Below are 21462 nucleotides of genomic sequence, written 5' to 3' on the forward strand. Positions count from 1 at the left end.
GGTCTGCCCACTCCCGGTGGGCAGACCACGACTGTGCGCCGAGTCCTCCGGTGGCGCGCCCACCGCTTCGCCGCCGCCGGGCCCACGTCGCCCAGGCGACCCGGGACGCCGACCGGTTGGCCGCCGACCCGGGGTGGCCGGCGCTGGCCGCGGCGACCGTCGAGCACCCGTCAGCTCCACCGGCTCTGCGCCGCGGCCGGGTTCAGCCTGGAGCAGGAGGTCATCGACCAGCGCCGGGAGCGACCCCCGGGAGGCACGCCGGGGTGCAGCCTGGTCGAACACACGTTCGAGCTCGTGAGAGCATCCTCGGGTGGCTGGGGGCATGCACCGGGGGCGGCAGGGCGGCGGGTCGCTGGCCGACCGCGCCGCCCTCTCCGGCGTCGCTGCCCCGCCCACTCCCGGCCCACCGACTCCCGCCCCACCGCCGACGCAGCCCGGTGCCCGCCGGCCGGCCGGGCAGGGGCACGGGCGGCACTGCTGGGTCCACGACCCGCCCGACGCCCCGGGCACCTGGCCGGGCCTGCTGGTCGAGTGGCGGCAGCGGGAGGACGGCTGGCACGGCCGGGTCGCCTACACCGTCCTCGGCGACCACGGGCCGGTGCTGGTGGAGGCGTGGCTCCCCGCCGGGCAGCTGAAACGGGGCTGACGCCCGGCCGGGCCTGCCCCGGCCCGGCCGGGGCGGTTTGCGGGCCGGGTCCCGCGGGATACCCCACTCCCCGAGCTGTCCGGACCAGCCGGACGCAGGAGAGCGGAGGACGAGGATGACCAGCCCCAGCGACGAGCCGACGCTCGACGACGTGATGACCCCGACCGAGCCGGCCCCGCGGGACCGCAGCGAGCACGCCAAGGACCCGCACCTGTCCGACGAGGCGATGGAGCACCGCACCGAGCTGGAGCGCCAGGCGGTCGGCTCCGACGACGCGGACCCCGCCGGCGCGTACGAGCACAACGCCACCGAGTGAGGCCGTGACATCGGAGCTGACCCCGGGGTCACCGACCCCGGGGTCAGCTCCCGCCCAGCGACCGGGTGCGGCTCAGCACCAGGCACAGCAGCAGCGCGACCACGGTGCAGCCGCCGGCCAGCAGCGCCACCGGGGGCCACCCGCCCTCCTGCCAGGCCCGCCCGGCGAGGGTGCCGCCCACCGACGAGCCCGCGTAGTACCAGAACGAGTAGAGCGAGGCCGCCTGCCCGACCGGCCGGCCGCCGGCCTGCGCACGCACCGCGACCCAGCCGCTGGCCACCCCGTGCGCGGCGAAGAACCCCGTGGTCAGCACGCACACCCCGAGCACGACGCACCACAGCGGCGCGGCGACGGTGAGCGCGATGCCCACGCCCATGAGCGCCACCGCCCCGGGCACCACCACCCGCCGTCCGCGGCGGTCGGCGAGCCAGCCGGCCACCGGCGAGCTGGCCGAACCGAGCAGGTAGGCGAGGAAGACCAGTCCGGCCAGCGCCGGGGACAGCGAGTACGGCGGCGACTCCAGCCGGAAGGTGCCGGCGTTGTAGACCGCGACGAACCCGCCCATCAGCAACGCCGCCATCCCGTAGAGCGCCAGCAGCGCCGGGTCGGTGAACGCCGCGGTGAGCTGCCGGGCCAGCCGGCCCTCCCGGCGCAGTGGCACGAACCGCCGGGACGGTGGCAGCAGCAGCCGGACGGCGACCGCACACCCCACCGCCAGGACGGCGACCCCCGCCAGCGCCGTCCGCCAGCCGCCGAGCTCGGTGAGCACCCCGGTGAGCAGCCGGCCGGACAGGCCGCCGAGGGCGGTGCCGCTGACGTAGAGCCCGACGGCCCGGCCGCTGACCGAGCCGTGCAGCTCCTCCCGCAGGTAGGCGACGGCAACCGCCGGCAGCGCGGCCAGCGCGAATCCCTGCAGGCCGCGCAGCACCAGCAGCACCCACCAGGACGGCGCGAGCGCGGTGAGCACCGCGAGCACCGCGGTCGCGGCGAGGCCGCCGTGCAGCACCGGCGTGCGCCCCCGCCGGTCGGAGAACGGCCCGATCACCAGCAGGCCGACGGCGAGCGCGGCGGTGCTCACCGAGATGGCCAGCGTCGAGGAGGCGGGTGAGACGCCCAGCGCGCGGGTGAGCTCGGGCAGCAGGGTCTGCGGCGCGTAGAGGGTGGCGAAGACCGCCAGGCCGGCCAGGAAGACCGCGGCCGTGGCGCGGCGGAACCCCGGCTCACCGACCCGGTGGCCGGGCCACTGCTCCCCTGCCGTCACGGTGCCGAGCCTGCCGGTGCGCCGGTGGGCACACCGCGCCGGGGTCAGCTGGCCTGTTCGGCCACCAGCTCGTCCAGGGCCGCGCGGGCCACCTCGGCGTCGTCGAAGGGCACCGGGTCGCCGTCGTCGGTCATGGTCGTCTCGTGCCCCCGGCCGACGACGAGCACGACGTCGGCCCGGCCGGCCGCCTGCACGGCGGCGGTGATCGCCTCCCGGCGGTCCAGCACGGTCCGCACGACGGCCGCCCCGCCGACGAGCCCGACCCGCAGCTCGTCGACGATCGCCTGGGGCCGCTCGCCGTGGCTGCCCTCGTTGGTCAGCCAGACCTCGTCGGCCGCCCGCGCCGAGACGCCCAGGCCCTGCCGCTTGTACCGGTCGCGGCGCCCGCGGGCACCCAGCACCAGGTGCACCCGGCCGCCGGGTCCGCTCAACCCGCGGGCGGTCTGCAGCGCCGCGGCCAGGGCCCGTGGGGTGTGCGCGTAGTCGACGACGACGAGGGGCCCGTCCGCGCCGTGCAGCAACATGTTGCGGCCCGCGGGGGGCTCCGTGCCGGCGATCCCGGCCGCGACCACGTCGGGGGCGATGCCCAGCGAGCGGCCCGTGGCCCAGGCCGCGGCGATGTTGCCGACGTGCACCTGCCCGACCAGCGGTGAGCGCACCCGGTGCCGGCCGGCCTCGTCGGCGATCAACAGCGTCGTCCCGTCGACCCCGGTCCGCCACCGCAGCACCCGGACGTCGGCGGGCGCGTCGGCGGCGGTGGCGACGCGGGTCACCGGCACCTCGGTCTGGTCGGCCAGCCGCCGTCCCCACGGGTCGTCGACGACCACCACCGCGCTGTCGGCGCGGTCCGGGGAGAACAGCAGCGCCTTGCTGGCCCAGTACTGCTCGATCGTGCCGTGGTGGTCGAGGTGGTCCTCCTCGAAACCGGTGAAGACGGCGACCTGCACGTGCACGCCGTCGACCCGGCCGACGTCCAGCGCGATCGAGGAGGCCTCGACCACGGCGCTGGTGGCGCCCTCGTCCCGCATCCAGCGCAGCAGCGCGTGCAGCTCCGGCGCCTCCGGGGTGGTCAGGCGGGTATCGCGCTGCCGGGCACCGACGCGTGCGCCGAGGGTGGTCACCACGCCGGCGCACTCCCCCGTCGCCGCCAGCACACCGCGGACCAGGGTGCTCGTCGTCGTCTTGCCGTTGCTGCCGGTGACCCCGACCAACCGGAGCTCGTCGGCCGGGTCGCCGGCCAGCAGCGCCCCCAGCGGACCGAGGAGCGCCCGCACCGTCGGCACCACCAGCTGCGGCAGGTCGACTGGCACCGGGCGGTCGACGAGCAGGGCGGCGGCGCCGGCGTCCCGCGCTGCGCCGGCGAACCGGTGGCCGTCGCTGCGGCCGCCGCGGACGCAGGCGAACAGCGAACCGGGGCCGACCGACCGGGAGTCGGTGGCCAGCCCGCGCAGCGGCAGGTCGTCGGGTCCACCGGAGCGGCACACCGGCCCCGCGGCCAGGCCGCGCGCGCGGTGCTCGACGGCGGACCAGAGGACCACGGGGAGCGGCACGTCGGGAACGCTAAGCGGAACCCGCGGGTCCGGCAGCGCGAGACCCGGCTGGTCACCACCGACCCGGTCCGGACGGCGGCCCGCCGCCGCAGCTGGTTTGCTGGCCGGGTGCCCCGGCTCGCCCCGTCCGACGTCGCCGCGTGGCTGCTCAAGAGCAGCCGCCCGGCCGAGTCCGTCGCACCCGGGTGGTCCCCGGGCGGCTGGGTGACCGTCGACCGCTGCGTGCGCCGGTCCTACCGGCTGGACCTGCTCCGCCGCGGCCAGCCGTGCGTGCTGTGGATCAGCGGCCGGGACCACCCGGGGCTGCACGCCCTCGGCGAGGTGGCGGGGGCCCCGGCGGTGGACCCCGAGCGCGGGCCGGTCGTCCGGGTCCGGTGGCGGCGGCTGGCCGAGCCGGTCGACCGGGCCGAGCTGGTCGCCGACCCGGCGTTCGCCGCCGCCGAGGTGGTCCGGATGCCGGCGGGCAGCAACCCGTCGTGGCTGTCGCCCGCCCAGTACGCCGCGGTCCTGGCCCGGGTCGAGGCCGCGGACCGGCCGGGCTGAGGGGTCAGTCGCAGCAGGAGCAGCCGTCGCCGGCGCCGGCCGGTGCGACGAGGGCGGGGCCGCAGCAGGCGTCCCCCCGCCAGGCCTCCCGCCCCTCGTGCACGGCGACGGCGGCGATCACCAGCGCCGCCAGGGGATCGGCCCACCACCAGCCCAGCGTGCTGTTGAGCAGCAGCCCGGCCAGCAGCACCGCGGACAGGTAGGTGCACAGCAGGGTCTGCCGGGAGTCGGCCACCGCCGAGGCCGAGCCGAGTGCCCGCCCGGCGCGCCGCTGGGCGGCCGACAGCAGCGGCATCACCGCCAGACTGAGCGCGGCGAGCACCAGCCCGACGGTCGAGTGGCGGGGCTCGGCCCCGCCGAACAGCAGCCGCAGCGCCTCCGTGGTGACGACGACGGCCAGCGCGAAGAAGGCAACGGCGATGACCCGCAGCGCCACCCGCTCGCGGGCCTCGGGGTCCCGGCCGGCGAACTGCCAGGCGACCGCGGCCGCCGAGGAGACCTCGACGACGGAGTCCAGGCCGAAGCCGATCAGCGCGGCGCTGGAGGCACCGACGCCGGCGCCGATCGCCACCACGGCCTCCACCACGTTCCAGCTGATCGTGGCAGCGACCAGCAGCCGCACCCGGCGGACCAGCGCCGCCCGGTCCGGCGTGGCGACGGCGCTCACCGGCCGACCTCCTCGGGCACGCCGACCAGGGCGGCGAGCAGCGCCGCGCCGGCGGGGGTGAGCCGGTACATCGCCAGCTTGCCCTCCCGCCGGGCCTCGGCGAGCCCGGCGGCCCGCAGCCGGCGCAGGTGGTGGGAGACGAGGTTCTGCGCGAGGTCGGTGACCCAGGCCAGGTCGCAGACGCACAGCTCGCCGCCGGTTGCCAGCGCCGCAGCCACCCGCAGGCGTGTCGGGTCCGCGAGCGCCTTCGCTCGTTCCGCGGCCGACCCCGATCCGTCGGTGGCCCGCAGCCGGGCGCGCACCTCCTCGGCGTGCGGCAGGTCCAGGCACAGCAGGTCGCAGGCGTCGTCCACCAGGTCACCCTCGTCGTCCGAACATCTCAACGGGTGTGAGGATGACACGAACGGCCCTCCCGTGCACGGCACACAGGAGGGGCTGGGACGATGGCTCCCCGTGACGGACAGTCGGTACCGCTGGGGCGGGTTGGCCTGGGTGCTCACCCTGCAGTTCTTCGTCGTGGAGGCGATCGCCGCCGCCCGCTACGGCGGCTACTCCTACTCCCGCGACGTGATCAGCGACCTCGGCGCGGGCGGCTCCCCCGCGCGGCTGCTGATGAACGGCTCGTTCGTCGCCCAGGGCGTGCTGATCACCGTCGGCGCCCTCCTGCTCGGGCCCGGCCTGGCCGGCCTCGGCGGCCGGCTGGCCCGGGTGCTGCTCACCGTCGCCGGGCTGGGCGTGCTGCTCGTCGGGCTGTTCCCGTCGGACTCGGTGGCGACCGCGCACGAGATCGCGGCCGCCGCGCACTTCCTCGGCGGAGGCATCGGGCTGATCGCGCTGGCCTACGGGGTGCGACCCCGGTCCGAAGGGCTGGGGACGGCGCTGGCCGTGCTCGGCCTGCTGGGCGTCATCGGCACCATCTTCTTCGGCGCCGCCGTCTTCCTCGGTCTGGGCGAGGGCGGCATGGAGCGGGTCGCCGGGTACGTGGTGCCGATCGGCCTGACCGTCGCGGGGATCGCCCTCTGGCGGCAGAAGGACGACTGGTGGCAGCTCACCAACCCCGACGGCTCACCGTCGCGCCGGCAGCTGCGCGAGAACGCCCGGCTGGAGCGCGCCCAGAAGGCGGCCGAGCGGGACGCCGCCCTGGAGGCGGCCGCCCGGCGGGGGCCACAGCCGGCAGCGACGACGGCGGGCGCGACCGCGGCGGGATCGGCCGCGGACGACGAGCCCGACGACTTCGACCCCGAGGACCCCTGGGCGCCCCGGCGCTGAACGGGCGTCAGCGGCAGCAGGCGTCGGCACCTTCGGGGGTCAGCGCCGCCAGGGTGGCCAGCGCCTTGACCGGGCCGGCGAGGGCCTCGCAGCACAGCGCGTAGACGTTGCTGCGCCCCCGCGGCGTGATGCTCACCAGCCCCTGCTCGCGCAACGGCGCCAGGTGGTGGCTGACCAGCGTCTGGCTCATGCCGGCGGCGTCGGTCAGTTCCCGGACCGTGCGCGGACCCTCGGCGAGCAGGAGCAGCAGGTGCAGCCGGTTCGGGTCGCCGAGCGCCTTCAGCTGCGGCGCGAGCAGCCGGGCGCGGTCGGCGGGAGAGGTCTGCTCGTCGACGTCGAGGAGGCGCACGTCCAGGTCCTGCGGCATGCCCACGAGTTTGCCACACGTGCGTTGTCATCAACAGTATTCGCTGTTAACGTGCCTCCACGTTGGGTCATCGATCGACGAGCGAGGACGGACGCACCGATGAGCGCGTACACGAGGGACGACCTGCCGGTCGTGGTCATCGGCGCCGGGCCCGTGGGTCTGGCCGCCGCCGCACACCTGCTGGAGCACGGCCTGGAGCCGTTGGTGCTCGAGGCCGGCGACCTGGTGGGTGCCGCGGTCCGCGCCTGGGGGCACGTCCGGCTGTTCTCCCCCTGGGAGTACGACCTCGACGCCGCCGCCGTCCGGTTGCTCGAGCCGACCGGCTGGGAGTCCCCCGCCCGCGCCGAGCTGCCGACCGGGGCCGAGCTGGTCGAGCGCTACCTGGCACCGCTGGCCGCCACCCCGCCGCTGGCCGGCCGGATCCGCACCGGCGCCCGGGTGGTCGCGGTGAGCCGGGTCGGGGTGGACAAGACGCGCACCGTCGGCCGGGAGGGCCGGGCGTACCTCGTGCGGACCGTCACCGGCGGGCAGGTCCAGGACGTGACCGCGCGGGCAGTGATCGACGCCTCCGGCACCTGGGGTCAGCCCAACCCGCTGGGCGCCGCCGGCCTGCCGGCCGTCGGCGAGGAGCAGGCCGGCGACTGGCTGGTCGGACCGCTGCCCGACGTGCTGGGCACCGACCGGACCCGGTTCGCGGGGAAGCACACCCTGGTCGTCGGCATGGGCCACTCCGCGGCCACCACCCTGCTGGCCCTCGTGGAGCTGCAGCGCAGCGAGCCCGGCACGCGGGTCAGCTGGGCCATCCGCGGCCGCTCCCCCGCCCGGCTGTACGGCGGCGGCGACGCCGACGGCCTCCCCGCGCGCGGCCTGCTCGGGTCGACGCTGAAGTCCGCCGTGCAGGCCGGGCACGTCGAGCTGCACCGCGAGGTCACGCTGACCGGGCTGGCCCCCGCCGGCGACGACCGGCTCCGGGTGACCGGCACCGGCCGGGACGGCGCAGCGGTCGACCTGCAGGTGGACGCACTGGCCGCCGCCACCGGGTTCCGCCCCGACCTCGACATGCTGCGCGAGGTGCGGCTGTCCCTGGACCCGGGCGTGGAGGCGCCGGCCCGGCTCGCCCCGCTGATCGACCCGAACGTCCACTCCTGCGGCACGGTGCCCCCGCACGGGCACCGCGACCTGGCGCACCCCGACGAGGGCTTCTACCTGGCGGGCATGAAGTCCTACGGCCGTGCGCCCACCTTCCTGCTGGCCACCGGCTACGAGCAGGTGCGCTCGATCGCCGCGGCGCTGGCCGGCGACAATGAGGCAGCCGATGCCGTGCAGCTGCACCTGCCCGCGACGGGGGTGTGCAGCACCGACCTCGGTGCCCGGGAGGCGACCGAGACCACCGGCGCCGGCTTCGCCACCGGCAGCGCGCACGGGTGGTCGGCGGAGGAGCCGGAGCCGGCCAGCTGCTGCGGCTCGGCTCCCCAGCCGGTGACCAGCGGCTGAGCGGCGAGCGGAGCGGGTGCCCCTGGCAGGCTGTCCGCCGTGACGGTCACCCGCTCCCTGCTGCTGTTCGCCCTGGCCGCGGTCGCCGAGATCGGCGGCGCGTGGCTGGTCTGGCAGGGGGTCCGGGAGCACCGCGGCTGGCTGTGGATCGGGGCCGGCGTCGTCGCGCTGGGCGCCTACGGGTTCGTGGCGACCCTGCAGCCGGACGCGAACTTCGGCCGCATCCTGGCCGCGTACGGCGGGGTGTTCGTCGCGGGCAGCCTCGCCTGGGGCATGGTCGTCGACGGCTTCCGGCCCGACCGGTACGACGTCATCGGTGCCGCCGTGTGCCTGGTCGGGGTCGCCGTGATCATGTACGCCCCGCGCGCGGGCTGACGCCCTCCCCGCCCGTCACCGGCTGGTCGGCACCTGCAGCTCGCCGAGCAGGCCGCGGATGCGGCTCTCGATCTCGTCGCGGATGGGACGCACGGACTCCACGCCCTTGCCGGCCGGGTCCTCCAGGGCCCAGTCCAGGTACCGCTTGCCGGGGAAGACCGGGCAGGCGTCCCCGCAGCCCATCGTGATCACCACGTCGGAGGCCTCGACCGCGTCGGTGGTGAGCACCTTGGGGCGCTGGTCGGAGATGTCGATGCCGACCTCGGCCATCGCCGCGACGGCCGAGGGGTTGACCTGGTCGCCGGGCACCGAGCCGGCCGAGCGCACCTCGACGGCGTCACCGGCCAGGTGCCGGAGCCAGCCGGCGGCCATCTGCGAGCGGCCGGCGTTGTGCACGCAGACGAACAGCACGCTGGGACGATCACTCACGGGGGGTCCTCCTCGTTCCTGGGGCTCATCAGGCCAGCGCCGCGGCGGCGGTGACCGGGGGACGGTGTTCTCGGCTCCACGCCTGGGCGGCCAGCTGGACCGCGTCCCAGGGTGAGCCGAGCGGCGGGGTGTAGGTCAGGTCCAGGTCGGCGATGCCCTCCACGGTCATGCCGTGGAACAGCGCGGTGGCGTAGACGTCGGCCCGCCTGGCGACCTCGCTGCCGAGCCGGCCCACCAGCTGCGCACCCAGCAGCCGGCCGGTGCCCGGATCGCCGGTGACCCGGATCGTGATCGGCTGCGCGCCGGGGTAGTAGGCCTTGTGGTCGTCGGGGCTGCTCTGGGTGGTGACCGCCCGGAAGCCCGCAGCGACCGCTTCGTGCTCGAGCAGGCCGGTGCGCGCGACGACGAGGTCGAAGACCTTGACCACCTGGGTGCCGACGCTGCCGGCGAAGCGCGCCTGCCCCCCGACTGCGTTGACACCCGCGACGCGGCCCTGCTTGTGCGCCGTCGTGCCCAGCGGCAGCCAGGTGGTGCCCAGCAGGCGGTGGTGGGTGACCACGCAGTCGCCGGCCGCCCAGACGTGCGGCAGCCCGGTGGCCATCGTCTCGTCGACGACCACCGCTCCCCCGGCGCCGGTCCGTGCTCCGGCGGCCACCAGCAGCTGCACCGCGGGGCGCACGCCCGCGACGACGACCACGAGGTCGAAGGCGCGCTCCGGCCGGCCGATCGCGGTGACGGCGACCCGGCCGTTGCCCGTGCGGGCCAGCCCGGTGACGGTCGTGCCGGTGAGCACCTCGACGCCGTGGGTGGCCATCTCCGCCCGCACCAGCACACCGAGCTCGGCATCGACGGTGGTCAGCACCTCGGCCGGTCGCTGGGCCACGGTGGTGGCGATGCCCCGGGCGACGAGGGCCTCGGCCATCTCCACGCCGATGTAGCCGGCCCCCACGATCAACGCCTCCCGCACCGGGCGGTCGGTGAGGCCGGCCATCAGGCCGTGCATGTCGTCGATGGTGTGCAGCAGGTGCACGCCGTCGGCCGGGCCCAGCCCGTCCGGGCCGTCGATCCCGGTGATCGCCGGGACCGCCGGCACGGCGCCGGTGCCGACCACGAGCTCGTCGTAGGTGAGCAGCTCGCTGCCGCCCTCGGGGGTGGTCACCGCGACGCGCTGCCCGGCCACGTCGATGCCGGTCGCCCGGGTGCCGACCCGCAGGGTCAGCCCGGCGCCCTCCAGGTCGGCGGCGGTGCGGTGCGCCAGCGACTGCCAGGGCTGCACCTCGCCGGAGACGTGGTACGGGATGCCGCAGATGGAGTAGTTGGGGTACGCGTCGGCGACCACGACGGTGACCTCGGCGGTGGGGTCGACCTCGCGGGCGCGCAGTCCGGCGGAGATGCCGGCGTCGCTGCCGCCGACGACGACCAGGCGGCGGCTCATGCGCCCAGCTCGGTGCGCAGCCCCCGCAGCCTGGTCCCGGTGCCGACGGCGCGCACCGCGGCCGCGGAATGAGCGCTCCGGGTCATCGGGACGCCCTCTCCTCGATGCGGGCCGGCACCGTCGGGTCGCCGGGGAACCAGCGGCGGGCGGCCCAGAGCGAGACGTAGACCAGCCCGACCAGCACGGGTACCTCGATCAGCGGGCCGACGACGCCGGCCAGCGCCTGGCCGGAGGTGACGCCGAAGGTGCCGATCGCGACGGCGATCGCCAGCTCGAAGTTGTTGCCGGCGGCGGTGAAGGCCAGCGTCGCCGTCTTCGCGTACCCCAGCCGCAGCCGCATCCCGAGCAGGAACGAGCCCCCGAACATCAGGGCGAAGTAGGCCAGCAGCGGCAGCGCGATGCGGGCGACGTCCCAGGGGTTGGAGGTGATCGCGTCGCCCTGCAGGGCGAAGAGCATGACGATGGTGAACAGCAGGCCGTAGAGGGCGACCGGGCCGATCTTCGGCAGGAACCGCCCCTCGTACCAGTCGCGGCCCTTCGTGCGCTCGCCGATCGTGCGGGTGAGGAACCCGGCGACCAGCGGGATGCCCAGGAAGACCAGCACCGAGACGACGATCGCCCAGAAGCTGAACTCCGCCGACGTGGTCGACAGCCCCAGCCAGCCGGGCAGCACCTGGAGGTAGAACCAGCCGAGCACGGCGAAGGCGAGGATCTGGAAGACCGAGTTGATCGCCACCAGGACGGCCCCGGCCTCGCGGTCACCACAGGACAGGTCGTTCCAGATCAGGACCATGGCGATGCAGCGGGCCAGGCCGACGATCACCAGGCCGGTGCGGTACTCGGGCAGGTCCGGCAGCAGCAGCCACGCGAGGGCGAACATCAGCGCCGGGCCGACCAGCCAGTTGAGCACCAGCGAGGCGCCCAGCAGCCTGCGGTCACCGGTCACCCGGTCCAGCTCGGAGTAGCGGACCTTGGCCAGCACCGGGTACATCATCAGCAGCAGCCCGACGGCGATCGGCAGGCTCACCTCGCCGATCCGGACGGCGTCCAGGGCGTCGTCCAGCCCGGGGACGCCGCGGCCGAGCAGCAGCCCGGCGACCATCGCCACGACGATCCACACCGGCAGGAACCGGTCCAGCGTGGAGAGCCGGGCCAGCACCGGGGTCTCGAGGTCGGTGCTGGGGCGCGGGTTCTCCGCGACGGTGTCGCTCATCGGGCGGGTGCTCCTCCCCGCCGCAGCGCGCGACGGATCGATGACGGTCTATCCGTGGGAGGACTCTGCCGCAAGGGATCGACAGGCGTCAATGCGGGCGCGACACTGGCCGGGTGAACACGAGCGGAACGCCGGGCTCGCTGACCCTGCAGGTGCTGGACGGCGGCCCCGGCTGCGCGCCGGCCGGCCTGGGCGGCGGGCTGGACGCCGAGCGGGCCGGCGAGCTGGCCCGCACGCTGAAGGCGCTGGCCGATCCGGCCCGGCTCCGCGTGCTCTCCCTGGTCGCCGCCGGCGCGGGCCGCGAGGTGTGCGTCTGCGACCTCACCGAGCCGCTGGGCCTGTCCCAGCCGACGGTCTCCCACCACCTCAAGGTGCTGGTCGACGCCGGCTTCCTGGCGCGGGACAAGCGCGGGGTGTGGGCCTACTACTCGCTGGTGCCCGGCGCGATGGACGCGGTGGTGGCCGCGCTGCCCGGCGTCGGCGTCCCGGCCTGACCCACCCGGTCAGCCGGTGGTCGCCGTCTCCTGCGGCACCGGCACCGGGCGGCGCACCCGGCCCCGCCGGCGGGACACCCCCACCCCGAGCAGGCAGACCGCGCCGCCGATCACCGCGAGCGCGGGCGGCACCTCGTCGAGCAGCAGCCAGCCCATCAGCACCACCAGCGGCGGCACCAGGTAGGTGGTCACGCCCAGCCGGCCGGCGTCCATCCGGGAGAGCGCGTAGGCCCAGGTGCTGAACGCGATCGCCGTCGGCACCGCGCCGAGGTAGACCATCCCGGCGATCGAGGACGCCGGGGCGGTGCCCAGGTCGGCGACGAGGGCGCCCGCCCAGGGCAGGCAGCACACCGCCCCGATGGCACAGGCGGTCCAGGTGACCTGCAGCCCGGGCAGCCGGCGCAGCAGCGGCTTCTGCGCCACCACGCCCCCGGCGTAGGTGACCGCGGCGACCAGGCACAGCAGCACGCCGGCCAGGTCGGCGCCGGACTCCCGGGTGGACAGGCCGATGAGCAGCACCCCGACGAAGGCGACGGCGAGCCCGATCATCAGCCAGCGCGGGAAGCCCTCGCCCAGCAGCAGCCCGGCGAGCAGCGCGATCAGCAGCGGCCCGATGTTGACCAGCATCGCCGTCGTCCCGGCATCCAGGTGCTGCTCTGCCGCGTTGAGCGCGAGGTTGTAGATGCCGAACCAGCCGACCCCGCAGACCAGCAGCAGCCGCCACTCCCGCGGCGTCGGCGCGACCCAGCCGCGGCGGACCAGCAGCAGGCCGAGGACGGCGGCGCCGACCAGCAGCCGGCCGAGCGCCAGCGCGCCGGGTGACAGGTCCTCCCCGACTGCGCGGATCCCGATGAACGCCGAGGCCCAGGCGAGCACGGTGACGGTGACGGCGAGCAGCACCAGCGGGGCGCGGGGAGCGGGCACGGCACCGAAGCTAGGTCCCGGCACCGAAGGGATCCGGCGGTTTCCGGACGTCGCGCTGGGTCTGGCGGTCCCGTCCCGGACGATGGCCGGATCGACGCGGTCAGGCCCGGGACGCGGGATCGGGGTGGTCGGCGAGGAAGCGCTCCGCGCGCCGGGCCTCCCGGTGCATCAGCGCGGCCACCACCAGGAGCACCACCGTCGCGACCGCCGTGAAGATCACGGTGGACCGCGTCGGTGCGCCGATCGCGCGCCCCAGTTGCTGCACCATGACGCCGACGAGCAGCAGGAGCTGGTGCCGCTGCAGCACGAACTGCCGCGCCACCTCCCGGGCCAGCGGCAACCGGGCCGGGTCGACCTCCGCCTGCCCGCGCACCTGGGCACGCAGCGCCCTCCGCTGGACCCGGCTCAGCACCGCGGTCGGATGGACCTGCGACCACGCGGCCCGGAACAGCCCGGTCCGCCACGCGACCACCCCGTAGCCGAGCATCACCGCCAGGCCGGCGCTCTGGACGGCGAGGCCGGCCGCGACCCAGCCGCCGGACGGGCCGGGGTCGGGCACCAGCCCGTCGCCGGCCAGCACCGCCAGGAGGAGCCCACCGGCCAGCCCCAGCGCCGCGACGCCGAGCGCCCACGACCAGCGGAGCAGCCGGGCGCGGCGGAGCCGGTCCCGGGTGGCCGCGCTCGGCGCGCGGTCGAGCACCGACAGCGCCTCGGCCCAGCGGCGGTCGTCGTCGGTCACGGCGACGAGCCTGCCGCAGGTGATCATGGACGTCCAGTCGGTGCACTGCGGCACGATGCGGACCATGAGCGCGACCCGGCACCTCAGCGTGACCATCGCCCGGCCGGCCGCGGAGGTCTACGCGTGGGCCCGCGACCCGGCCCACCTGCCGCAGTGGGCGGCCGGGCTGGCGGCCGGCATCCGGCACGAGGCCGGCGAGTGGGTGGCGGACTCACCGATGGGCCGCGTCGTCGTCCGGTTCGCACCGGAGAACCCGTTCGGCGTGCTCGACCACGACGTCGTCCTGCCCGACGGCACGACGGTCAGCAACCCGCTGCGGGTGCTGCGAGACGGCGACGGCTGCGAGGTGGTGTTCACCCTGCGTCGTCAGCCGGGTACGGACGCCGCCGCGTTCGAGGCCGACGCGGCGGCGGTCGCCGCCGACCTCGCCGCGCTCAAGCGGCTGCTCGAGCGCGGCTGACCGGTCAGCGCTGCTGGTCGGTGGGGCGCACGAGCACCTCGTTGACCGCCACGTGCGGTGGCTGGGTGACCAGGTAGAGCACCGCGCGGGCGATGTCCTCCGGGTCCAGCGTGCGCATGCCCTGCGCCATCTCCTGCGACTGCCGTCGCGCGTCCTCCTGGGTGATGTGGCTGGAGAGCTCGGTGGCCACGGCACCGGGCTCGACCAGCCCGATCCGCACCCCGCGCTGGGTCACCTCCTGGCGCAGCGACTCGCTGAAAGCGTTCACCGCCCACTTGCTGGCGTTGTAGACCCCGGCGCCCAGTCGCGCGGTCCGGCCGGCCACGCTGCTGACGTTCACCACGTCACCGGAGCCCTGCTCGACCATGCCGTCGATGGCGGCGTGGGTCATGTACATCAGTCCGAGCACGTTGGTGTGCAGCATGCGGCGCCAGTCCTCGGGGTCGGCGCCCACGATCGTGCCGAGCAGCATCACCCCGGCGTTGTTCACCAGCACGTCCAGCCCGCCGAGTTCGCTGCGGGTCCGGTCGACCGCGGTCCGGCACCGGGCCTCGTCGGTGACGTCGAGGTCGAGGGTGAGCACCCGTGCGCCGGTGGCGCCGATGCGCTCGGCGAGCGCGTCCAGCCGGTCCCGGCGGCGCGCGCCGATGGCCACCGCGGCGCCGGCCTCGGCCAGCGCGATCGCGGTCGCCTCCCCGATCCCCGACGACGCGCCGGTGACCAGGGCGACCTTTCCCTCCAGCGGGCGGGCGGACTCGGTCATGCGTGCCTCCTCGTTGCCGCCGGGCGCGGCCTCCCCGTCCCTGTGCCCCGAGAGCTCCCCCGGCACGCGCCGGGTGCCGTACGCCTCCTGGCTCACCCCACGTGCTCCTGGCTCACGGTGGGAGCTGAGCCAGGAGCACGCACGATCAGCTCAGCTGATCCCGGCCGGCTCCGCGGGCCGGTGGGTGACCGGGTCAGCGGGTCGGGTTGATCCGGTCGACGTCGGAGGGGTCGGCCCCGCCCGGATCGGTGCCCCGGCCGTCGGTGGCGTGGCTGCCGGTGGCGCCCAGCGCCGGCCCGGTGCCGGCCGCGAAGCCGCCCTCGCGGTGGAGCGCCTCCCTCATCTCCGCCGGCGCGAGTGCACGCGCCACGTGCCAGCCGACCACCGCGACGATCGTGCCCAGGGCGATGCCGCCGATGGAGTACTCGTCGCTGAACCGGAGCTGGACGTCGCCGATGCCGATGATGATCCCGGCGGCCAGCGGCACCAGGTTGATCGGGTTGGCGAAGTCGACCCGGTTCTCCTTCCAGATCTTGGCGCCGAGCAGGCCGATCATCCCGTAGAGGACGACGGTGATCCCGCCGAGCACCGCGGCCGGGGTGGCGTTGACCAGGGCGCCGAACTTGGGCACCAGGCCCAGGAGGATCGCCACCAGCGCGGCGACGTAGTACGCCGCGGTGGAGTAGACCCGCGTGGCGGCCATGACGCCGATGTTCTCCGCGTAGGTCGTCGTCGGCGAGCCACCGACCGAGGTGGCGACCACGGTGGCGGCGCCGTCGGCGAAGACCGCCCGGCCGAGCACCGGGTCCAGGTCGCGCTTGGTCATCTCGCCGACCGCCTTGACGTGGCCGGCGTTCTCCGCCACCAGCGCGATCACCGCGGGCAGCACCAGCAGCGAGAAGTTGACCGAGAACGACGGCGCGGTGAGCTCGGGCAGCCCGAACCAGCGCGCCTCGCCGATCCCGCTGAGGTCGACCCGGTCGTGCGCCGTGCCCACCCCCGCCTCGTCGTAGGTGACCGCCTGGGAGAACGTGTCCAGCAGCAGCGAGAGCAGGTAGCCGAAGACCAGGCCGAGCAGGATGGAGATCCGGGCCCAGAAGCCGCGCAGGGCCAGGGACACCACGATGACGAAGGCCATGGTGGCCAACGCCACCCACTGGTCCTGCGGCCAGTACAGACCGGCTGCGACAGGGGCGAGGTTGAACCCGATCAGCAGCACCACGGCACCGGTGACCGCCGGCGGCAGCACCGTGTTCACCACGGCCACACCGGCGCGCTGGATGAGCAGGCCGACCAGCGCGAGCACGATGCCGGAGACCAGGATCGCGCCGACCACGTCGGAGCTGTCCCCGCCCTGTCCTCGCACCGCGGCCACGCCGCCGACGAACGCGGCGCTGGTGCCCAGGTAGGAGGGCACCTTCCCCTGCACGATCAGCAGGAAGATGATCGTCGCGATCCCGCTCATCATGATCGCCAGGTTGGCGTCCAGCCCCATGATCAGCGGGAAGACGAAGGTGGCCCCGAACATCGCCACCACGTGCTGCGCGCCGATCCCGACGGTGAGCGGCCAGGACAACCGCTCGTCGGGCGCCACCGCCTCACCCAGTGCCGGGGCCTTGCCGTCCCCGTGCAGCTTCCAGCCCAACGCCATCGGTCCTCCTCGATCCACCCGCCGAGCGAAATAGCTCAGCGCTGAGGGATCGCACAGTGGCAGACGGCGGGGCCGTTCCACCAGCCCTCCGTGGTCACGTTCCCGTTGCGGCGCGCCGCAGGGGACACGCCGCGACGAGACGTAACGCCGGCGACTCGGGAGCGCAACGTCGACGGCGGTCCGGCGACCTAGGCGAGCAGGTCGAGCCCGTCGTCCAGCACCGCGGCCGCCAGCCCCTCCATCGGCGGGCGGTGCGGCTGGTCCAGGCCGCGGATGCGCGCGGCGTGCAGCGCCAGGAGCAGGTTCAGCCGCAGCGTCGGGTCGGTGGTGAAGGGCCCGAGCAACCGCTCCAGCTTGCCGATCCGGTACCGCATCGTGTTGTAGTGGAAGTGCAGCCGGCGGGCGGACTCGGCCACGTTGAGGTTGGTCTCCAGCAGGACGCGCAGGGTGTCGCGCAGGTCGCTGGAGTCGACGTCGGCGGAGTCGGCCAGCGGGCCGAGCACCTCGTCGACGTAGGAGCGCAGCTCGCTGCTGTCCGGGATCAGCGACAGCAGCCGGAACACCCCGAGCTGGTCGAAGTGGGTCACCGCGTGCCCGCCGTGGATCTCCTGGCCGACGACGAGCGCCCGCTGCGCCTGCTGGTACGCGTCGCCCAGCGCCGACAGCGACTCGGCCGGCCGGCCGATCCCGGTGCCCAGCAGCCGGCCGACCCGGCGCAGCCGGGCGTTGACCCGGGCGGTCACCGCGGTGACGAGCGCGGAGAGCTCCTCCGGCGTGCGGCCGTCCAGCGGCAGGACGGTGACGATCTCGGTGGCGAGCCCCGCGACGGCGGCCCCGGCGACCTCGCTGTCGACCGCCGCGCGCCAGCCGTCGGCGAGCCGGTCGAGCACGTCCAGCGCCCGGGTGGGGTCGGCGCCGGCGTCGGCCACGGTCTCGGTCGCCGTCACCAGGACGATGACCGGGCCGTCCAGCCGCCAGCCGAAGGAGCGGGTGTAGGCCAGCGCACGCTCGGTGTGCCCGAACGAACCGCCCACCAGCCGGCGCACCAGGTCGCCCTGGAAGCGCAGCTCGACCGAGTGCACGGCCTGGGAGCGGATCTCCGACAGCGCGGCGATGACCGCCGCCTGCTCGAGCACCGCGCCGGCACCCAGCAGCATCGGGCCGTGCCGGTTGACCGCCAGGAGCCAGCCGTGCCGCTGCTCGCCGGCCATGATCGGCGCGACGGCGTACTCCCCCACCCCGCCGGGGAGCTCGTGGTGCCCGGGCACCAGCAGGATGCCGTCGGCCGGGGAGAGATCGGCGTCGGCGAGCACGTTGGCCGGGGTGACCGCCCCCTGGTCGGCCCGGTTGCCCGACAGCCGCCGGGAGGGCGTGAGGTCGGCGAAGGCGTCGTCGGCGGCGGCGTCGAGCAGCCAGAGCCAGTCGCGGATCTCGGCGACCTCCTCCGGCGGGCCGGCGCTGGTGGCCACCTCGCGGTCCGGGCCGAGCCCGAGCACGGCGGCTCCGGCGAGGAACGTGGAGACCTGGGCGGTCACCTCGGCCAGCCCGCCGCCGGACAGCGCCACGTCGATGAACTGGTTGTGCATCCGGTTGGCGAGGCTGAGCGCCTGGGTCTGCTTGTCGATGATCGCGCCGAGCACCTCGGCGACGACCTCGTCGCGCCGGGTGGGCTCGGGCAGCGCGACCACCGGGAAGCCGCGCCGGTCGGCCTCGGCCAGCAGCTCGGCCGGCAGCTCGCCCTGGGGCGCCCCGGGGCCACCCTCGGAGCGGAAGGCGAGCGCACCGCTGCCGCCGCGGTGCAGCCGCTCGACCAGAGCGCGGCACTGGGCGGCGTCGACCTGCGGCAGCCGGGCGGAGAGGACGACGAGCACGTCGGGGCCGGCGTCGGCCTGCAGGTCGCCGGGGTCGCGGACCTCGACGTGCCGGACGATCCGCCGGGTGCCGGTGGCGCCCCCGACGACGACCGCCCCGGCCAGCCCGGGCAGCTGCAGCAACTGGTCGACGGTCAGCCCCATGCTGTCCTGCAGAGCGGTCCGGTCCGAGGGCGGCAGCTGCGAGAGCACCGGCTCGATCGAAGCCTGAACGGCACTGAAAGTAGCCGCCCGCTCGCTGTTCGCAGCGTATGTCACGGACGCCTCACGTTCAGTCACTCTGCGTACCCCCATTGCGCCCCGTCTTCACCGATCTGACGAGAATCCTGTCAGACGTCCCTGGACGGCAGAACCCGAGCTTGGCGAGAATCGCCATACAGAGCCGGACGGCGCGCCACCTGGGTTCGCGGCCCGGTCCTGTGTCCCGGGTCGGATGGTAGGCCGTCCCCGCACTCCAGCGGGGCCAGCGCTCCCCTCCGGCCCTCGATGAGCACACCGGGACGGGGCCGGCGATGCCCGCCGCCTCCCGGCAACGGCACGGGTGGAGGGCCACATGCGCACCATCGACGAGAGCACCGGCGGGCAGGGCGACGCCGGGACCCCGGACACCAGGGCACCAGGACACGGGGCGGGACACGGGACGGGACACGGGACGGGACACGGCGCGACCGCGACCGCCCCGCCCACCCGGTCGGGGCGGGCCGGCCGCGCCGGGGTGCCGACGATCCACCTGCCCTCGGGCTCCCGGCACACGACGCTCCCGCTCCCCCGCTCCGGCGGCACCGCGGTGCCGGCCCAGGCGAGCACCGGGGTGGCCGACCTGCTGCGCGGCCCGGTCCGCTCCGCCCGGGTGCTGCTGTCGGTGCCCGCCGCCGTCTACCTGACCGTGCCCACCGCGCACGGGGCCGACGTCGTCGGCGTGCTCACCTCCGACGCCGCCCGGCTGCCGTTGGGGTGCGTGCTCTTCCGCCCCGCCAACGGCCGGCCGTTGGTCTCCGTCCCGGCCGGCGCCCCCGCGCGGGTCGGTGGTGGCCGGCTGGTGGTCGGCGACCTGACCGTCAGCGCGGCGGCCTGGTGGGACCCGCACCCCAAGCTCCCCAGTGCGCGCCCGGCACTGCTGCCCGAGGGCGTCCGCCAGCTGCGCACCGCCCTGTACGGCGAGGGCGTGCCGCACAGCGCCTTCTCCCTCCCAGGGCTGCCGACCGGGCCCAGTGGCCCGCTCGCCGCGCTCCGCGGCGCGGTCCGCCGGGCCGACCTCGACGCCGCGCTGCGCACCGCCACCCGGCTGGTCGGGCTGGGCCCGGGGCTCACCCCGGCCGGTGACGACGTGCTGGCCGGGCTGACCGCCGGGCTGGTGCTCCTCGGACACCCCGCGGCGGAGCGCTTCGGCGCCGGGGTGACCTCGCTGGCCGCCGGCCGGACCACCGAGCTGTCCCGCGCCCTGCTCCGGCACGCGGCGGCCGGGCAGGTCAGCGGCGAGTACGCGGCGGTGCTGCGGGGCCTGGTCGGCGACGGCGCGCTCGCCCCGGCGATCGCGGCACTGCTGGCCACGGGCTCGACCAGCGGCCGGGCGATGTCCCTCGGGCTGTGCACCGCGATCGACCTGGTCGACCGCACCGCCCGCCGCTGACCGGTCGGCCGGACCGGGGGCCGGTCCGGCCGACCGGGGGCCGGTCCGGCCGACCGAGCTCTGCCGACGGGGGCGCCGACGGGAGGTCAGCCGACGGGGACGGGCAGCAGCGGTGCCAGCCGGTCCCACTGGGCGATCCGGCAGCCGTCGGTGCGCGACAGCGCCAGGTCGACCGGGTCACCGCCCCACAGCCCGGTGATGCGCGCGGTCTGCGGGCCGTCGTCCTGCTGGGTGCACACAGCGTCCGCGGGCACCGGTGCGAACGGGTCCTCGAGGCCCTCCAGGTGTGCGCAGGCCGTCTCGGCGTCGGGGAGGTCCCCCGCCACGAACCCGACGCAGGTCAGCGTGCCGCGGGCCGGCTCGGCATCCTCGCCCGGGCGTTCCCGGCGTCCGCCCCGGTGGCGCAGGCGGCGAGCAGGAGCAACCGCAGCATCAGCAGGACGCGGCGCATGCCGCCCAGCATGGCGGTGCTAGATGCGGGAGGCGGCGATGCTGGTGACCAGGATCGCCCGCGCGCCGACCTCCCACAGCTCGTCCATCACCCGGTTGGTCTCCTCGCGGCGGATCATCGCCCGCACGGCGGACCACCCCTCGGTCTGCAGCGGGCTGACCGTCGGCCCCTCGAGGCCGGGGGTGACCTCGGTGGCCCGGGCGAGCAGGTCGTTGGGGCAGTCGTAGTCGAGCATCACGTACTGCCGGGCCACCAGCACCCCGCGCAGCCGGCGCATCAGCTGCGCCACCTGGGGGATCTCCTCGGCTCCGGCCCGGCGGACGAGCACCGCCTCGCTGGCCAGCACCGGCTCACCGATGATCCGCAGCCCCGCGGCGCGCAGCGTCGTGCCGGTCTCGACCACGTCGCAGACGGCGTCGGCGACGCCCAGCCGGCAGGCGGTCTCCACCGCGCCGTCGAGCTTGACCACGCCGGCCTTCAGGCCGTTCTCGTCCAGGAACCGCTGCAGCAGCCCGGGGTAGGCGGTGGCGATCCGCTTCCCCTCCAGCTGGGCGACCTGCTCGATGTCGGAGTCGGCCGGGCTGGCGAACCGGAAGGACGAGCGGCCGAAGCCCAGTGGCATCACCTCGACCGCGGCCAGCCCCTCGCCCTCGGCCGGCGCGGTCTCCAGCAGCATGTCCCGGCCGGTGATGCCGACGTCGAGGGTGCCGGCGGCGACGTAGACGGCGATGTCCCGCGGGCGGAGGTAGAAGAACTCCGCGTCGTTCTCCGGGTCGTACACCGCGAGGTCCTTGGTGCTGCGCCGCTGCCGGTAGCCGCTCTCGACGAGCATCTCGGCCGCGGGTTCGCTGAGGACCCCCTTGTTGGGCACGGCGACGCGCAGCAACTGCAGTTCCCTTCGTCAGGCGGGTCCG

General features: G+C 75.6%; 24 protein-coding genes. 9 read left to right on the forward strand and 15 right to left on the reverse strand.

The annotated features are described in order from the left end of the window. Positions 1-310 precede the first annotated feature (310 nt). Both ACI795_RS07295 and ACI795_RS07300 read left to right on the forward strand, forming a co-directional pair. On the forward strand, positions 311-646 hold the full coding sequence (locus tag ACI795_RS07295; RefSeq protein WP_457074765.1) for a hypothetical protein: 336 nt from the start codon (positions 311-313) through the stop codon (positions 644-646). Between the two features lie 115 nt (positions 647-761). Beyond that, on the forward strand, positions 762-962 hold the full coding sequence (locus ACI795_RS07300; protein ID WP_457074766.1) for a hypothetical protein: 201 nt from the start codon (positions 762-764) through the stop codon (positions 960-962). 43 nt (positions 963-1005) lie between these two features. On the opposite strand, the gene ACI795_RS07305 is transcribed toward ACI795_RS07300, so the two are convergent. Together ACI795_RS07305 and ACI795_RS07310 are read right to left on the reverse strand one after the other, a co-directional pair. Further along, positions 1006-2223, reverse strand: coding sequence for an MFS transporter (locus ACI795_RS07305; RefSeq protein WP_457074768.1), 1218 nt, complete (start codon positions 2221-2223; stop codon positions 1006-1008). Positions 2224-2267: 44 nt separating this feature from the next. Continuing rightward, a complete protein-coding gene (locus tag ACI795_RS07310; protein WP_457074771.1) occupies positions 2268-3773 on the reverse strand; it encodes a Mur ligase family protein in 1506 nt (501 codons plus the stop codon). Positions 3774-3881: 108 nt separating this feature from the next. Here ACI795_RS07310 and ACI795_RS07315 point away from each other — a divergent pair, with 108 nt between their 5' ends. Further along, positions 3882-4316 carry a hypothetical protein gene (locus ACI795_RS07315; protein WP_457074773.1) on the forward strand — a complete coding sequence of 145 codons (435 nt, stop codon included), beginning with the start codon at positions 3882-3884 and terminating at the stop codon, positions 4314-4316. Positions 4317-4320: 4 nt separating this feature from the next. Here ACI795_RS07315 and ACI795_RS07320 read toward each other — a convergent pair whose 3' ends face one another. Together ACI795_RS07320 and ACI795_RS07325 are read right to left on the reverse strand one after the other, a co-directional pair. Next, positions 4321-4983 carry a cation transporter gene (locus tag ACI795_RS07320; RefSeq protein WP_457074774.1) on the reverse strand — a complete coding sequence of 221 codons (663 nt, stop codon included), beginning with the start codon at positions 4981-4983 and terminating at the stop codon, positions 4321-4323. After that, entirely contained in the window at positions 4980-5366 is a 387-nt protein-coding gene (locus ACI795_RS07325) for an ArsR/SmtB family transcription factor (RefSeq protein WP_457074775.1), read from the reverse strand. The genes ACI795_RS07320 and ACI795_RS07325 overlap by 4 nt, the downstream gene beginning before the upstream one ends. Before the next feature lie 70 nt (positions 5367-5436). Between ACI795_RS07325 and ACI795_RS07330 the strand changes: the two genes are divergently transcribed. Next, the gene (locus tag ACI795_RS07330; protein WP_457074777.1) at positions 5437-6252 is read left to right on the forward strand and encodes a DUF998 domain-containing protein; all 816 of its coding nucleotides are present in this window, start codon (positions 5437-5439) and stop codon (positions 6250-6252) included. 7 nt (positions 6253-6259) lie between these two features. Here the strand turns inward: ACI795_RS07330 and ACI795_RS07335 are convergent, their stop codons facing one another. After that, positions 6260-6619 (reverse strand): ArsR/SmtB family transcription factor, encoded by a 360-nt coding sequence (locus tag ACI795_RS07335; RefSeq protein WP_457074779.1) that lies wholly within the window; start codon positions 6617-6619, stop codon positions 6260-6262. Positions 6620-6718: 99 nt separating this feature from the next. Here ACI795_RS07335 and ACI795_RS07340 point away from each other — a divergent pair, with 99 nt between their 5' ends. Then, positions 6719-8113, forward strand: coding sequence for an FAD-dependent oxidoreductase (locus tag ACI795_RS07340; RefSeq protein ID WP_457074782.1), 1395 nt, complete (start codon positions 6719-6721; stop codon positions 8111-8113). A gap of 39 nt (positions 8114-8152) precedes the next feature. Then, a complete protein-coding gene (locus tag ACI795_RS07345) occupies positions 8153-8488 on the forward strand; it encodes a YnfA family protein (protein WP_457074783.1) in 336 nt (111 codons plus the stop codon). 15 nt (positions 8489-8503) lie between these two features. On the opposite strand, the gene ACI795_RS07350 is transcribed toward ACI795_RS07345, so the two are convergent. The 3 genes from ACI795_RS07350 to arsB form a co-directional block, all read right to left on the reverse strand. Beyond that, on the reverse strand, positions 8504-8917 hold the full coding sequence (locus ACI795_RS07350) for an arsenate reductase ArsC (protein ID WP_457074784.1): 414 nt from the start codon (positions 8915-8917) through the stop codon (positions 8504-8506). A 28-nt stretch (positions 8918-8945) separates the two neighbouring features. Then, a complete protein-coding gene (locus ACI795_RS07355; protein WP_457074785.1) occupies positions 8946-10352 on the reverse strand; it encodes an FAD-dependent oxidoreductase in 1407 nt (468 codons plus the stop codon). Between the two features lie 82 nt (positions 10353-10434). Next, on the reverse strand, positions 10435-11565 hold the full coding sequence (gene arsB / locus ACI795_RS07360; protein WP_457074787.1) for an ACR3 family arsenite efflux transporter: 1131 nt from the start codon (positions 11563-11565) through the stop codon (positions 10435-10437). A gap of 113 nt (positions 11566-11678) precedes the next feature. Between arsB and ACI795_RS07365 the strand changes: the two genes are divergently transcribed. Beyond that, the gene (locus ACI795_RS07365) at positions 11679-12059 is read left to right on the forward strand and encodes an ArsR/SmtB family transcription factor (protein WP_457074789.1); all 381 of its coding nucleotides are present in this window, start codon (positions 11679-11681) and stop codon (positions 12057-12059) included. Positions 12060-12068: 9 nt separating this feature from the next. Here ACI795_RS07365 and ACI795_RS07370 read toward each other — a convergent pair whose 3' ends face one another. Then, positions 12069-12983 carry a DMT family transporter gene (locus ACI795_RS07370; RefSeq protein ID WP_457074791.1) on the reverse strand — a complete coding sequence of 305 codons (915 nt, stop codon included), beginning with the start codon at positions 12981-12983 and terminating at the stop codon, positions 12069-12071. A 100-nt stretch (positions 12984-13083) separates the two neighbouring features. Further along, positions 13084-13722 (reverse strand): hypothetical protein, encoded by a 639-nt coding sequence (locus ACI795_RS07375; RefSeq protein ID WP_457074792.1) that lies wholly within the window; start codon positions 13720-13722, stop codon positions 13084-13086. Between the two features lie 64 nt (positions 13723-13786). Here ACI795_RS07375 and ACI795_RS07380 point away from each other — a divergent pair, with 64 nt between their 5' ends. Beyond that, positions 13787-14182 carry an SRPBCC family protein gene (locus ACI795_RS07380; protein WP_457074794.1) on the forward strand — a complete coding sequence of 132 codons (396 nt, stop codon included), beginning with the start codon at positions 13787-13789 and terminating at the stop codon, positions 14180-14182. Positions 14183-14186: 4 nt separating this feature from the next. On the opposite strand, the gene ACI795_RS07385 is transcribed toward ACI795_RS07380, so the two are convergent. The 3 genes from ACI795_RS07385 to ACI795_RS07395 form a co-directional block, all read right to left on the reverse strand. Next, entirely contained in the window at positions 14187-14945 is a 759-nt protein-coding gene (locus ACI795_RS07385) for an SDR family NAD(P)-dependent oxidoreductase (RefSeq protein WP_457074795.1), read from the reverse strand. Between the two features lie 193 nt (positions 14946-15138). Beyond that, positions 15139-16596, reverse strand: a complete 1458-nt coding sequence (locus ACI795_RS07390) for a uracil-xanthine permease family protein (RefSeq protein WP_457074797.1) — start codon at positions 16594-16596, stop codon at positions 15139-15141. A gap of 188 nt (positions 16597-16784) precedes the next feature. Continuing rightward, positions 16785-18659: a PucR family transcriptional regulator gene (locus tag ACI795_RS07395; RefSeq protein ID WP_457074799.1), complete on the reverse strand. Its 1875-nt coding sequence runs from the start codon at positions 18657-18659 to the stop codon at positions 16785-16787. A gap of 361 nt (positions 18660-19020) precedes the next feature. Between ACI795_RS07395 and ACI795_RS07400 the strand changes: the two genes are divergently transcribed. After that, positions 19021-20097 carry a DUF2877 domain-containing protein gene (locus ACI795_RS07400; RefSeq protein ID WP_457074800.1) on the forward strand — a complete coding sequence of 359 codons (1077 nt, stop codon included), beginning with the start codon at positions 19021-19023 and terminating at the stop codon, positions 20095-20097. 86 nt (positions 20098-20183) lie between these two features. On the opposite strand, the gene ACI795_RS07405 is transcribed toward ACI795_RS07400, so the two are convergent. Both ACI795_RS07405 and hisG read right to left on the reverse strand, forming a co-directional pair. Continuing rightward, positions 20184-20423, reverse strand: a complete 240-nt coding sequence (locus ACI795_RS07405) for an SSI family serine proteinase inhibitor (RefSeq protein WP_457074801.1) — start codon at positions 20421-20423, stop codon at positions 20184-20186. A gap of 144 nt (positions 20424-20567) precedes the next feature. After that, entirely contained in the window at positions 20568-21434 is an 867-nt protein-coding gene (gene hisG, locus ACI795_RS07410; protein ID WP_457074802.1) for an ATP phosphoribosyltransferase, read from the reverse strand. Positions 21435-21462 lie beyond the last annotated feature (28 nt).

The sequence above is a fragment of the Modestobacter sp. SYSU DS0290 genome, assembly GCF_054050955.1.